General features: G+C 64.8%; 11 protein-coding genes. All 11 read right to left on the minus strand.

What is annotated here, in order from left to right:
• Positions 1–109: 109 nt before the first annotated feature.
• Positions 110–1579 carry an NADH-quinone oxidoreductase subunit NuoN gene (nuoN, locus tag V0R62_RS09300; RefSeq protein ID WP_038706426.1) on the minus strand — a complete coding sequence of 490 codons (1470 nt, stop codon included), beginning with the start codon at positions 1577–1579 and terminating at the stop codon, positions 110–112.
• A 7-nt stretch (positions 1580–1586) separates the two neighbouring features.
• Positions 1587–3119 carry an NADH-quinone oxidoreductase subunit M gene (gene nuoM, locus V0R62_RS09305; protein WP_186734685.1) on the minus strand — a complete coding sequence of 511 codons (1533 nt, stop codon included), beginning with the start codon at positions 3117–3119 and terminating at the stop codon, positions 1587–1589.
• Between the two features lie 40 nt (positions 3120–3159).
• Entirely contained in the window at positions 3160–5013 is a 1854-nt protein-coding gene (gene nuoL, locus V0R62_RS09310; protein WP_050706495.1) for an NADH-quinone oxidoreductase subunit L, read from the minus strand.
• Entirely contained in the window at positions 5010–5318 is a 309-nt protein-coding gene (gene nuoK, locus V0R62_RS09315) for an NADH-quinone oxidoreductase subunit NuoK (RefSeq protein WP_008096201.1), read from the minus strand. The genes nuoL and nuoK overlap by 4 nt, the downstream gene beginning before the upstream one ends.
• A gap of 3 nt (positions 5319–5321) precedes the next feature.
• On the minus strand, positions 5322–5822 hold the full coding sequence (gene nuoJ, locus V0R62_RS09320; protein WP_023631348.1) for an NADH-quinone oxidoreductase subunit J: 501 nt from the start codon (positions 5820–5822) through the stop codon (positions 5322–5324).
• Between the two features lie 10 nt (positions 5823–5832).
• On the minus strand, positions 5833–6381 hold the full coding sequence (gene nuoI, locus V0R62_RS09325) for an NADH-quinone oxidoreductase subunit NuoI (protein ID WP_003251442.1): 549 nt from the start codon (positions 6379–6381) through the stop codon (positions 5833–5835).
• 11 nt (positions 6382–6392) lie between these two features.
• Positions 6393–7400 (minus strand): NADH-quinone oxidoreductase subunit NuoH, encoded by a 1008-nt coding sequence (gene nuoH, locus V0R62_RS09330; protein ID WP_050706494.1) that lies wholly within the window; start codon positions 7398–7400, stop codon positions 6393–6395.
• A complete protein-coding gene (gene nuoG, locus V0R62_RS09335; RefSeq protein ID WP_330103523.1) occupies positions 7397–10111 on the minus strand; it encodes an NADH-quinone oxidoreductase subunit NuoG in 2715 nt (904 codons plus the stop codon). Before nuoG ends, nuoH begins: the two co-directional genes overlap by 4 nt.
• Positions 10112–10243: 132 nt before the next feature.
• Positions 10244–11611, minus strand: coding sequence for an NADH-quinone oxidoreductase subunit NuoF (gene nuoF, locus V0R62_RS09340; RefSeq protein WP_330103524.1), 1368 nt, complete (start codon positions 11609–11611; stop codon positions 10244–10246).
• Positions 11608–12105 (minus strand): NADH-quinone oxidoreductase subunit NuoE, encoded by a 498-nt coding sequence (nuoE, locus tag V0R62_RS09345; protein WP_012313767.1) that lies wholly within the window; start codon positions 12103–12105, stop codon positions 11608–11610. The genes nuoF and nuoE overlap by 4 nt, the downstream gene beginning before the upstream one ends.
• A gap of 2 nt (positions 12106–12107) precedes the next feature.
• Entirely contained in the window at positions 12108–13889 is a 1782-nt protein-coding gene (nuoC, locus tag V0R62_RS09350; protein ID WP_167069927.1) for an NADH-quinone oxidoreductase subunit C/D, read from the minus strand.
• Positions 13890–13916: the final 27 nt, after the last annotated feature.

Consider the following 13916-nt stretch of genomic DNA (forward strand, 5'->3'; position numbering starts at 1 on the left):
GCTGCAAAGGGCAGACGAAGCACAGTGGTCGATCTGTAATACCGCAGTGGCTTCTTTAGGCAAAAAGAAACCCCGCCGAGGCGGGGTTTCTTTCACATCGTGCAGCCGATCAACCGATCAGTTGCAGGCCAGCCTGCTGCACCATCTCCAGCAGCGGCTGCGGGTAGACACCCAGCACGAAGGCGAGGATGGCGATGGCCAGCAGCATCACGCCGCCGGTGCGCTGTTCCCACTTCAGCGGGGCGTCGTGGCGACGCAGGTTCGGCTCGACCAGGTAGAGGGTGACCATGACGCGCAGGTAGTAGTACACGCCGATGGCGCTGCCGATCACCAGGGCGCCGACCAGCCACCACAGGTGCGACTCGACGCCGGTGGCGATGATGTAGAACTTGCCGATGAAGCCTGCGGTCAGCGGGATACCGGCCAGCGACAGCATCATCACGGTCAGTACCGCGGTCAGGTACGGACGGCGCCAGAACAGGCCACGGTACTCGTACAGGGCGTCGGCGTCGCGGCCGGCGTACGGCGAGGACATCAGGGTGATCACGCCGAAGGCGCCGAGGCTGGTGATCACGTAGGTGACCAGGTACACGCCCATGGCCTCCAAGGCCAGGCCCTTGCTGGCGACCAGGGCGATGACCAGGTAGCCGAAGTGGGCGATGGACGAGTAACCGAGCAGACGCTTGAGGTTGCTCTGGGTCAGCGCCAGCAGGTTGCCGATGATGATCGAGGCAACCGCGATCACCGCCAGCACGGTGCTCAGCACGCCGCTGCTGGCGGCGGGGGAGAGCATGAACAGGCGTACGACCACGGCGAACACCGCGACCTTGCTGGCGGTGGCCAGGAACGCGGCGACCGGCGCCGGGGCGCCTTCGTACACGTCAGGGGTCCACAGGTGGAACGGTACCAGCGACAGCTTGAAGGCCAGGCCCACCAGCATCATGCCCAGGCCCAGCTGCGCCAGCAGGCTTGGCATGCTGGTGGCGGCCAGCGCCTTGCCCAGCTGGTCGAAGGTCAGGCTGCCTGCGTCAGCGTACAGCAGCGCCATGCCGAACAGCAGGAAGGCGGAACCGGCGGCCGACAGCACCATGTACTTGATGCCGGCTTCCAGCGAGCGCTTGTTGAAGAACGCGTACGCCACCAGGCCGTAGACCGGCACCGACAGCAACTCAAGGCCGATGAACAGGCCGGCCAGGTGGTTGGCGCTGACCAGCACCAGACCGCCCAGTGCCGACATCAGCAGCAGCAGGTACAGCTCTTCACGGTTGCCCGGGAAGCCCTTGGAGCCTTCGCCCAGATAGGCATGGGCGAGGGTGACGCAGGCCAGCGTCGCCACCAGGATGATCGCCATGTACAGGCAGGCGAACTTGTCGATGGTCACCAGCGAGGTGACCGCCAGCGGCGCGACCTTGAGTGCTGGCAGGATCGACAGCAGGGCCAGGTTCAGGCCCACGGTGGACAGCAGGAAGGTCTGCGAGTGGTTGCGCTTCCAGGCGATCGCCAGCATCACCACCACCGTGGTGATGGTGGTGATCAGCATCGGCGCCAATGCGATGAAGTGTTGAGTGGTGAATTCCATAGCGCTCTTACCGGGCCGAAGCGAGTTGAGTGAAAGCGGAACCGAGCCACTGCTGCACACCGCTCATGGTGGCGGCAGAGGTGTCCAGGAACGGCTGCGGATACACGCCCAGCAGGATCAGCAGGCCCGCCAGGCCCAGCACCATGATCAGCTCGCGACCGTCCATGCCGGCCAGCACGGTGTCGGCCTTGGCCGGACCGAAGTAGGCGCGGTGGATCATGATCAGCGAGTACACCGAACCGAAGACCAGACCGGTGGTGGCGATCACGGTGATCCATGGGACGTGGGCGAAGCTGCCGATCAGGATCAGGAACTCGCCGACGAAGTTGCCGGTACCTGGCAGCCCCAGCGACGCGGCGGCGAAGAACAGGCTGATCGCAGGCAGGTAGGCGATGCGGTGCCACAGGCCACCCATCTCGCGCATGTCACGGGTGTGCAGGCGCTCGTACAGCTGGCCGGCCAGGATGAACAGCGCGGCGGCCGACAGGCCGTGTGCCAGCATCTGGATCACCGCGCCCTGCAGGGCTTGCTGGCTGCCGGAGTAGATGCCGATCAGCACGAAGCCCATGTGCGAGACGCTGGAGAAGGCCACCAGGCGCTTGATGTCGGTTTGCGCGAAGGCCAGGAAGGCACCGTAGAAGATACCGATCAGGCCCAGGGTCATGGCGATCGGCGCGAACTCGGCCGAGGCGTTCGGGAACAGCGGCAGGGCGAAGCGCAGCAGGCCGTAGGCCGCGGTCTTCAGCAGGATGCCCGCCAGGTCCACGGAACCTGCGGTCGGTGCCTGCGCGTGAGCGTCAGGCAGCCAGGAGTGGAACGGCACCACCGGCAGCTTCACCGCGAAGGCGATGAAGAAGCCCAGCATCAGGATGTACTCGACGCCGGCCGGCAGCTGGGCCTTGAGCAGGTCGCTGTAGTTGAAGGTGATCACGCCGGTGCTGTTGTAGTTGACCAGCACCAGGCCGAGGATCGCCACCAGCATGATCAGGCCGCTGGCCTGGGTGAAGATGAAGAACTTGGTCGCCGCGTAGATCCGGGTCTTCTTGCCGTCGGAGGAGCTGTGACCCCAGAGCGCGATGAGGAAGTACATCGGCACCAGCATCATTTCCCAGAAGAAGAAGAACAGGAACAGGTCCAGGGCCAGGAACACGCCGACCACGCCGCCGAGGATCCACATCAGGTTGAGGTGGAAGAAGCCGACGTGGCGCTGGATCTCTTTCCACGAGCACAGCACCGACAGTACGCCGAGCAGGCCGGTGAGCAGGATCATCAGCAGCGACAGGCCGTCGAGGGCCAGGTGGATGCTGATACCGAAGCGCTTGATCCACTCGACCTTGTATTCGAGGGCCCAGGCGGGTTCGGCGCCCGGCGCGGGGGCCAGGGTGTAGTTGCCGTTCGCCCACAGCCACAGGCCGATGCCAAGCAGCAGGGACATGGTCAGCAGCGCGATCCAGCGCGGCAGGGTAGCGCCGAAGCGCTCACCCAGCCAGCACAGGAAGCCGCCGATGAAGGGGATCAGGATCAGCCAAGGCAAAATCATGACGGGTTGGTTTCCTTTGGCAAAGTCGCAAGATTCATAGTCATACCGCGGCCACTACCACGGCACCGAGCACCAGCACGGCGCCCACGGCGATCGAGGCGGTGTACCAGCGCAGCTGGCCGGTCTCGGTCTTGCTCATGGCGACGTGGCCGCCACGGGCCATCCGAGGGATGAGGCCGATGCTGCGGTCAACCGGGTCCTTGCGCAGGATGTGGCTGATCAGCAGGTAAGGTTTGACGAAGAGCTTGTCGTAGATCCAGTCGAAGCCCCAGGCGGCGAACCACCAGGCCGACAGGACGCGACCGATACCGCTGTTGGCAACCGCGGTGACGAAGCGGCGCTTGCCCAGGAACAGCAGGGCCGACAGCAGGATACCGGCGATGGCGATGGCGCCCGAGGCGATCTCCAGCGAGTGCTTGGCTTCGCCACCGGCGTGGCCGGCGCTCTCAGGCAGCACGCCTGCCAGCGGCGGATGGATCCAGGCGCCGATGAAGGTCGACAGCACGATCAGCACGCCCAGCGGCAGCCAGTGGCTGATGCCGTGGCCGGCGTGGGCTTCGGTCTTGGCTTCGCCGTGGAAGGCGATGAAGATCAGGCGGAAGGTGTACAGCGAGGTCATGAACGCGCCCACCAGGCCTGCGTACAGCAGGCCGGTGTTGCCGCTGGCGAAGGCTTCCCAGAGGATCTCGTCCTTGGAGTAGAAGCCCACGGTCAGGATCGGCAGGGCGGCCAGGGCGGCGCCACCGACCACGAAGCTGGCGTAGGCCAGCGGCAGTTTCTTCCACAGGCCGCCCATCTTGAAGATGTTCTGCTCGTGGTGGCAGGCGACGATCACCGCACCGGAGGCAAGGAACAGCAGGGCCTTGAAGAAGGCGTGGGTCATCAGGTGGAAGATCGCCGCGTCCCAGGCACCGACGCCCAGGGCCAGGAACATGTAGCCGATCTGGCTCATGGTCGAGTAGGCGAGGATACGCTTGATGTCGGTCTGTACCAGGGCGGCGAAACCGGCCAGGACCAGGGTCACGCCACCGACGACGCCGACCAGGTGCAGGACGTCCGGCGCCAGCAGGAACAGGCCGTTGGTACGGGCGATCAGGTACACGCCCGCGGTCACCATGGTGGCCGCGTGGATCAGCGCCGAAACCGGGGTCGGGCCCGCCATCGCGTCGGCCAGCCAGGTCTGCAGCGGCAGCTGGGCCGATTTACCGACCGCGCCACCCAACAGCATCAGGGTCGCCAGGACCATCCAGGTGTCACCGGCCTGGAACTTCTGCGGTGCCAGCACCAGCAGTTCCTGCACGTTCAGGGTACCCAGCTGGACGAACAGGATGAACAGGCCGATGGCCATGAACACGTCGCCGATGCGGGTGACGATGAACGCCTTGAGCGCCGCGTTACCGTTGTTGCGGTTGCTGTAGTAGAAACCGATCAACAGGTACGAGCACAGGCCCACGCCTTCCCAGCCGAAGTAGATGAACAGCAGGTTGTCGCCCAGCACCAGGAACAGCATGCTGGCGATAAACAGGTTGGTGTACGAGAAGAAGCGCGAGTAGCCGGCTTCGCCACGCATGTACCAGGAAGCGAACAGGTGGATCAGGAAGCCGACACCGGTGACCACGCCCAGCATGGTGACCGACAGGCCATCCACGTACAGGGTGAAGTTCGGTGCGAAGCCGTCCACCGACATCCACTGCCACAGCAGCTGGCTGTACGCGCCGCCTTCAGGCGGGGCGACGTTGAACTGCCAGATCACGTAGGCGGCGGTGGCCGCCGACAGACCGACCGAGCCGACGCCGACCAGCGCCGACAGGTTCTCGGACCAGCGGCCGCGCGAGAACGACAGCAGCAGGAAGCCGATCAGGGGGAATACGAACGTCAGGAAGATAAGGTTCATCCGCGCATCTCACTGGCAGCATCGATGTCGAGAGTGTGGAAGCGGCGATACAGCTGCAGCAGGATCGCCAGGCCAATGCTGGCCTCGGCGGCTGCCAGGCTGATCACCAGAATGAACATCACCTGGCCGTCGGGCTGGACCCAACGGGCACCGGCGACGATGAACGCCAGGGCGGAGGCGTTCATCATGACTTCCAGGCTCATGAGCACGAAGAGGATGTTGCGGCGGACCATCAGGCCAACCAGACCTAAGCAGAACAGGATGCCGGCGACCGCCAGACCATGTTCGAGAGGGATAGCACCCATGATTTACTCCTTCGCCTCGTTGCGGCCCAGGTGGAAGGCGGTGACGGCTGCCGCGAGCAGCAGCATCGAGGCCAGTTCGACCACCAGCAGGTACGGCCCGAACAGGCTGATGCCGACTTCCTTGGCGCTGACGGTGGTACCGCTGATGGCGGCGCCCGACGGGGTGACGAACAGCACGTACAGCAGCTCCAGCAGCAGCAGGGCGGCAAGGATCACCGGCCCCGCCCAGATGCCGGGCTTGAGCCAGCCGCGCTCCTGGGCGACCGAGGCCGGCCCGAGGTTGAGCATCATCACCACGAACACGAACAGCACCATGATGGCGCCGGCGTAGGCGATCACTTCCAGGGCGCCGGCGAACGGCGCACCGAGGGAGAAGAAGATCATCGCCACGGAAATCAGCGAGATGATCAGGTAGAGCAGGGCGTGCACCGGGTTGGTGCCGGTCACCACGCGAAGCGTGGAGACGACGGCGACACCGGATGCGAAGTAGAAAGCGAATTCCATCTTTCTGTCCTTATGGGAGCAAGCTCTTCACGTTGATCGGCTCGGCTTCGTTCTGCGCAGAGCCTTTCGGCTTGCCAGCGATGGCCATACCGGCAACACGGTAGAAGTTGTAGTCAGGGTTCTTGCCGGGGCCGGAGATCAGCAGATCTTCTTTCTCGTACACCAGGTCCTGACGCTTGAACTCGGCCATTTCGAAATCCGGAGTCAGCTGGATCGCGGTGGTCGGGCACGCCTCTTCGCACAGGCCGCAGAAGATGCAGCGCGAGAAGTTGATGCGGAAGAACTCGGGGTACCAACGGCCGTCCTCGGTCTCGGCCTTCTGCAGCGAGATGCAGCCGACCGGGCAAGCCACCGCGCAGAGGTTGCACGCCACGCAGCGCTCCTCGCCATCGGGGTCGCGGGTGAGGACGATGCGGCCACGGTAGCGTGGCGGCAGGTACACGGGTTCTTCGGGGTACTGCAGGGTGTCGCGCTTGCGGAACCCGTGGGAGAACACCATGGCCAGGCTGCGCAGCTGTGTGCCGGTGCCCTTAACGATGTCGCCGATATACTTGAACATGGGTCAAATCCTCACTGGGCCGCGACGGCTGGCGTGTTGTAGAGCACGATCGCAGCGGTCACCAGCAAATTGATCAGGGTCAGCGGCAGGCAGAACTTCCAGCTGAAGTCCATCACCTGGTCATAGCGTGGGCGCGGGATCGAGGCGCGCAGCAGGATGAACAGCATGATGAAGAACGCGGTCTTCAGGGCGAACCACAGGAACGGTACTTGCGGCAGGATGCCGAACGGACCGTGCCAGCCACCGAAGAACAGGGTTACCAGCAGCGCCGAGATCAGGATGATGCCGATGTACTCACCGACGAAGAACATGCCCCATTTCATGCCGGCATATTCGATGTGGTAGCCGTCGGCCAGTTCCTGTTCCGCTTCCGGCTGGTCGAACGGGTGACGGTGAGTCACGGCGACGCCAGCGATGAAGAAGGTGCAGAAGCCGAAGAACTGCGGAATGATGAACCACAGGTTGTTGGCCTGGTATTCAACGATGTCGCGCATGTTGAACGAGCCTACCTGCACCACCACGCCCATCAGCGCCAGGCCCAGGAACACTTCGTACGACACGGTCTGCGCCGAGGCCCGGAGGCTGCCCAGCAGGGCGTACTTGTTGTTCGACGACCAGCCGGCGAACAGCACGGCGTAGACCGACAGGCCGGCCATGGCGAAGAAGAACAGCAGGCCGATGTTCAGGTCGGCCACGCCCCAGCCCGGGGTGATCGGGATGATCGAGAAGCCGATCAGCAGGGCGCTCATGGCCACGACCGGCGCCAGGGTGAAGATCATCTTGTCGACGAAGGGCGGGTTCCAGTCTTCCTTGAAGAACATCTTCAGCATGTCGGCGGCGATCTGGAACATGCCGAACGGGCCGACGCGGTTCGGACCGTAGCGGTCCTGCCACCAGCCCAGCAGGCGACGCTCGACGAAGCTGAGCAGCGCGCCGCAGACCACCACGGCCAGCAGCACCACGATGGCCTTGACGACCTGAATGATCACATCGATCACTTCGGGGGTGAACCAGCTCATTGTGCTGCCTCCTGCAGGCCTTCGACGGCTGCACCGAAGATGGCGGGCGGAATGCCGGCCAGGCCTTTGGGCAACGCAACCAGGCCAGCGCCCAGTTCTTCATTGATACGCAACGGCAGACGCAGCGACACGCCGGCCACGTTCAGGCTCAGCATTGCGCCGTCGTTGACGCCCAGGCGGTCGGCTTCGGACTTGGCCAGGCCGACGTAGGCAGCTGGAATACGCTCTTGTACCGGTGCGGCGCGCGAGGAGCTCTCTTCGCTGCCGAACAGGTGGAAGAACGGTACGGCGGTCCAGGTGCCGCGAGCCGGGTTGAACGCGCCCGGAATGGCGGTGAACCAGTCGAGCTTGTCGCCTTGCGACTCGATCAGACGCACGCCCGGGTCACCGGCCCGCAGGTGGCCACCCACTTCGTCCTGGAACTTGTTCCAGGCCTGCGGCGAGTTCCAGCCCGGCGACCAGGCGAACGGCACCTGCTGGCGCGGTTCGGCCGAGCCCGAGTAGCCTTCCATGGAGAAGGCGAACGCGGTGTCCTTGTCCTGCGGGGTACGCGGCTCGTGCACACTGATGTTGGCGCGCATGGCGGTACGGCCCGAGTAGCGCAGCGGCTCACGGGCCAGCTTCATGCCCTTGATGCGGAAGGCTGCGCTTGGTGCGGCATTGATGATGCCGGCCAGTTGCGGCGCGGCTTCGGCGCAGGCGCTGGTGACGTGGTCCAGCTGGGTCCAGTCCACCGGCTTGTTGAGCAGGGTGGCACGCAGGGCGTGCATCCAGCGCCAGCCTTCGTGGATCTGGATGCTGCTGTCCAGGTACTGCGGGTCGAACACCTGGAAGAAGCGCTGGGCACGGCCTTCCTGGCTGACCAGGGTGCCATCGCCTTCGGCGAACGAGGCAGCCGGCAGCACCAGGTGGGCGCGGTCGAGGGTCGGGGTCTTGGAGTGGTCGGCGACGATCACCACCTTGGCCGCAGCCAGGGCAGCGTCGACCTTGGCGGCCGGTACGCGGGTGTACAGGTCGTTTTCCAGCACGACGATGGCGTCGGCCTTGCCGCTGATGACCGCGTCCAGTGCGGCGTCGACGGACTCGCCGCCCATCATTGCCATACCGAGGCTGTTGGCCTCAGGCACGACCAGGCTCAGCGAACCGTTCTTCTCGCGCAGCTTGAGGGCCTTGGCGATGTTGGCGGCGGCTTCGATCAGCGCAGGGTCCGCCAGGGAAGTACCGGCGACCACCAGTGGGCGGTTGGCGGCAACCAGGGCGTCGGCGATGCGCTGGGCCAGGGCCTTGGCTTCATCGTCCAGGCCGGCGACGGCAGGTGCGCTCGGGTCGATGGCGTGGGCCACGGCGAAGCCGATGCGGGCCAGGTCGGCGGGAGCGGCGTGCACACACTCCTCGGCGACGTCGTCCAGCTTGGTCTCAGCCAAGGATGCGATGAACAGCGGGTACAGCGCGTGCTGGCCGATGTTCTTCACTGCGGCGTCCAGCCAAGGCTGCACGCGCATGGCGTCGGCCATGGCCTCGGCCTTGCCCTTGGTGGCCTGGCGCACGGCCAGGGCGACGCGGGCGGCGGTCTGGGTCAGGTCTTCGCCGAGCACGAACACGGCGTCGTGGTCTTCGATGTCGCGCAGGGTCGGGACCGGCAGCGGGCTGTCGTTCAGCACGTTCAGCGCCAGGCGCACGCGGGCCAGTTCGCCAGCTTCCATACCGGAGTAGAAGTACTCGGCGCCGACCAGCTCACGCAGGCCGTAGTTGCTCTCGAGGCTGGCGCGTGGCGAACCGATGCCGACGATGGTGCGGCCGCGCAGCAGGTCGGCGGCCTTGTCCAGGGCAGCGTCCAGGCTCAGCTTGGTGCCATCGGCGAGGAACGGCTGGCGTGGACGGTCCTTGCGGTTGACGTAGCCATAGCCGAAGCGGCCACGGTCGCACAGGAAGTACTGGTTCACCGAGCCGTTGAAGCGGTTCTCGATGCGGCGCAGTTCGCCGTAGCGCTCGCCGGGGCTGATGTTGCAGCCGCTGGAGCAACCATGGCAGATGCTCGGGGCGAACTGCATGTCCCACTTGCGGTTGTAGCGCTCGGAGTGGGTCTTGTCGGTGAACACACCGGTCGGGCAGACCTCGGTGAGGTTGCCGGAGAACTCGCTTTCCAGCACGCCGTCTTCAACGCGACCGAAGTACACGTTGTCGTGGGCGCCATACACGCCCAGGTCGGTGCCGCCGGCGTAGTCCTTGTAGTAGCGCACGCAGCGGTAGCAGGCGATGCAGCGGTTCATCTCATGGGCGATGAACGGGCCGAGGTCCTGGTTCTGGTGGGTACGCTTGGTGAAACGGTAGCGGCGCTCGTTGTGGCCGGTCATTACCGTCATGTCCTGCAGGTGGCAGTGACCGCCTTCCTCGCACACCGGGCAGTCGTGCGGGTGGTTGGTCATCAGCCATTCGACGACGCTGGCGCGGAACGCCTTGGACTCGTCATCGTCGATGGAGATCCAGGTGCCGTCGGAGGCGGGGGTCATGCAGGACATGACGATACGACCACGGGTGTCGTTCTCGTCGGTGTACTGCTTGACCGCGCACTGCCGGCAGGCGCCGACGCTACCGAGCGCCGGGTGCCAGCAGAAATAGGGGATGTCGAGGCCGAGCGACAGACAGGCCTGTAACAGGTTGTCCGCACCGTTGACTTCGAGCGCTTTGCCGTCTACGTGGATAGTGGCCATTGTTCAAAGTTCTTCGTTGGCCCGCGTGGGCGGGCGTGGCTAATGGAAATCGGTGAGCCCGCGGCCAGCCACGAATCGTTCGGGCCGGCCTGCGGGCTGGCGGATGGCACGGACCATCCGCTGTTCATCTTGTTATGCGCCGACCACGATCGGCTTCGCCAGGTTCGGGCGCAGGGCTTCGCTGCCAGCACTGGCTGGGGCGACGCCGGCCTCGAACTCCGAGCGGAAATACTTGATGGCACTGCCCAATGGCTCGACGGCACCTGGTGCGTGAGCACAGAAGGTGCGGCCTGGGCCGAGGAAGTTGACCAGACCCAGCAGGGTCTCGATGTCTTCGGCGCGGCCCTGGCCTTTCTCCAGGGCGCGCAGCATCTTCACGCTCCACGGCAGACCGTCGCGGCATGGCGTGCACCAGCCGCAGGATTCGCGGGCGAAGAACTCTTCCATGTTGCGCAGCAGCGAGACCATGTTGATGCTGTCGTCGACCGCCATGGCCAGGCCCGTACCCATGCGGGTGCCGACCTTGGCGATGCCACCGGCGTACATCTGCGCATCGAGGTGCTCGGGCAGCAGGAAGCCGGTACCGGCGCCGCCTGGCTGCCAGCACTTGAGCTTGAAGCCGTCGCGCATGCCGCCGGCGTAGTCTTCGAACAGCTCGCGGGCGGTGACGCCGAACGGCAGTTCCCACAGGCCCGGGTTCTTCACCTTGCCGGAGAAGCCCATCAGCTTGGTGCCGTGGTCCTCGCTGCCTTCGCGGGCCAGCGATTTGTACCAGTCGTTGCCGTTGGCGACGATGGCCGGCACGTTGCACAGGGTCTCGACGTTGTTCACGCAGGTCGGCTTGCCCCACACGCCGACGGCGGCAGGGAAGGGCGGCTTGGAGCGCGGGTTGGCGCGGCGGCCTTCGAGCGAGTTGATCAGCGCGGTCTCTTCACCGCAGATGTAGCGGCCGGCACCGGTGTGCACGAACAGCTCGAAATCGAAGCCCGAACCGAGGATGTTCTTGCCCAGCAGGCCTGCGGCCTTGGCTTCGTCGATGGCGCGGTTGAGGTTCTTCGCCGCGGTGGTGTATTCGCCACGCAGGAAGATGTAGCCACGGTAGGCCTTCAGGGCGCGGGCGCTGATCAGCATGCCCTCGACCAGCAGATGGGGCTGTTGCTCCATCAGCATGCGGTCCTTCCAGGTGTTCGGCTCCATTTCATCCGCGTTGCACAGCAGGTAGCGGATGTTCATGGATTCGTCTTTGGGCATCAGGCCCCACTTCACGCCAGTGGGGAAGCCCGCGCCGCCACGGCCCTTGAGGCCGGAGTCCTTGACGCTCTGGACGATGTCGTCGGCGGACATCTCGGCCAGTGCCTTGCGGGCAGCGGCGTAGCCGTTCTTCGACTCGTACTCGGTCAGCCAGATCGGCTCGCCGTCGTCGCGCAGGCGCCAGGTCAGCGGGTGGGTTTCGGCCGAACGCGCGATGCGGTTGGCCGGGCCGAAGGAAGTGATGGTCATACGTAACCCTCCAGCAGCTTGGAGACGCCGGCAGGCTGCACGTCGCCAAAGGTGTCGTCGTCGATCATCAGCGCCGGGGCCTTGTCGCAGTTGCCCAGGCAGCACACTGGCAGCAGGGTGAAACGCCCGTCTGCTGTGGTCTGGCCGAGGCCGATGCCCAGCTCGCTCTGGATCTGGCTGACCACCGATTCGTGGCCACCGATGTAGCAGACCATGCTGTCGCACACGCGGATGATGTGGCGGCCGACTGGCTGACGGAAGATCTGGCTGTAGAAGGTGGCCACGCCCTCGACGTCGCTGGCGGGGATGCCCAGCACTTCGCCGATGGCGTAGATGGCGCCGTCCGGCACCCAGCCGCGCTCTTTCTGGACGATCTTCAGGGCTTCGATGGACGCCGCGCGCGGGTCCTCGTAGTGGTGCATCTCGTGCTCGATGGCCGAGCGCTCGGTTTCGCTCAGGGCGAAACGGTCGGTTTGGATAAGCGTGCTGTTCATGCTTAGCGGTCCACGTCAGCCATAACGAAGTCGATACTGCCCAGGTACGCGATGAGGTCCGCGACCATGCTGCCTTTGATCACCGAAGGGATCTGTTGCAGGTGCGGGTAGCTCGGGGTACGGATCCGGGTGCGGTAGCTCATGGTGCCGCCGTCGCTCGTCAGGTAGTAACTGTTGATGCCCTTGGTCGCCTCGATCATCTGGAACGACTCGTTGGCCGGCATGACCGGGCCCCACGAGACTTGCAGGAAGTGGGTGATCAGGGTCTCGATGTGCTGCAGGGTGCGCTCTTTCGGCGGCGGCGTGGTCAGCGGATGGTCCGCCTTGTACGGGCCTTCCGGCATGTTGCGCAGGCACTGGTCGATGATGCGGATACTCTGGCGCATCTCCTCGACGCGGACCATGCAGCGATCGTAGGCATCGCCGTTGTGGGCCAGCGGCACTTCGAACTCGAAGTTCTCGTAGCCGGAGTAGGGGCGTGCCTTACGCAGGTCGAAGTCGCAACCGGTGGAGCGCAGGCCGGCACCGGTGGTGCCCCATTCCAGGGCTTCCTTGGTGTTGTAGGCGGCGACACCAATGGTACGGCCCTTGAGGATGCTGTTCTGCAGGGCCGCCTTGGTGTACTCGTCGAGGCGCTTGGGCAGCCATTCGACGAAGTCCTTGACCAGCTTGTCCCAGCCGCGCGGCAGGTCGTGGGCGACGCCACCGATGCGGTACCAGGCCGGGTGCAGGCGGAAACCGGTGATCGCCTCGATCACGGTGTAGGCGCGCTGGCGGTCGGTGAAGGTGAAGAACACCGGGGTCATGGCGCCGACGTCCTGGATGTAGGTACCCAGGAACAGCAGGTGGCTGGTGATACGGAAGAATTCGGCGAGCATGATGCGAATCACGTCGACTTTCTGTGGTACCTGGATGCCGGCCAGCTTTTCTACCGCCAGGACGTACGGCAGGTTGTTCATCACCCCGCCGAGGTAGTCGATACGGTCGGTGTACGGAATGAAGCTGTGCCAGGATTGACGCTCGGCCATCTTCTCGGCACCACGGTGGTGGTAGCCGATGTCCGGTACGCAGTCGACGATCTCTTCACCGTCCAGCTGCAGGACGATACGGAAGGCACCGTGGGCCGAAGGGTGGTTCGGGCCGAGGTTGAGGAACATGTAGTCCTCGTTGGCGCCGTGACGCTTCATGCCCCAGGCTTCCGGGTTGAAGCGCGCCGATTCCTCTTCAAGCTGCTGCTTGGCCAGGGTCAGGCTGTAGGGGTCGAACTCGGTGGCGCGGGCCGGGTAGTCCTTGCGCAGCGGGTGACCTTCCCAGGTCGGCGGCATCATGATACGGCTCAGGTGCGGGTGGCCGGCAAAGTCGATGCCGAACATGTCCCAGACTTCGCGCTCGTACCAGTTGGCGTTCGGCCAGATGCCGGTCACGGTCGGCAGGTTCAGGTCGCCTTCGCTGAGCGACACCTTGATCATCACGTCGCTGTTACGTTCGACCGACAGCAGGTGGTAGAACACGCTGAAATCGGCGGCGGGCAGGCCACGGCGCTGGGTGCGCAGGCGCTCGTCGACGCCGTGCAGGTCGTACAGCATGCTGTACGGCTTGGCGACGCCGCGCAGGAAGCTGAGCACTTCCTTGAGCTGGGCACGTTTTACCCACAGTACCGGCATGCCGGTGCGGGTTTCCTGGGCGACGAATGCGTCGGCGCCAAAACGGTTGTGCAGTTCGACGACCACATCCTGGTCGTCAGCCTTGTAGGGCGGAATAAAAATAGCGTTGTCCGCTGTCATGGTCTCGGTCGCTTTGGGTCAGCGTTA

Source organism: Pseudomonas carassii, assembly GCF_036324045.1.
Taxonomy (GTDB): Bacteria; Pseudomonadota; Gammaproteobacteria; order Pseudomonadales; family Pseudomonadaceae; genus Aquipseudomonas; species Aquipseudomonas peradeniyensis.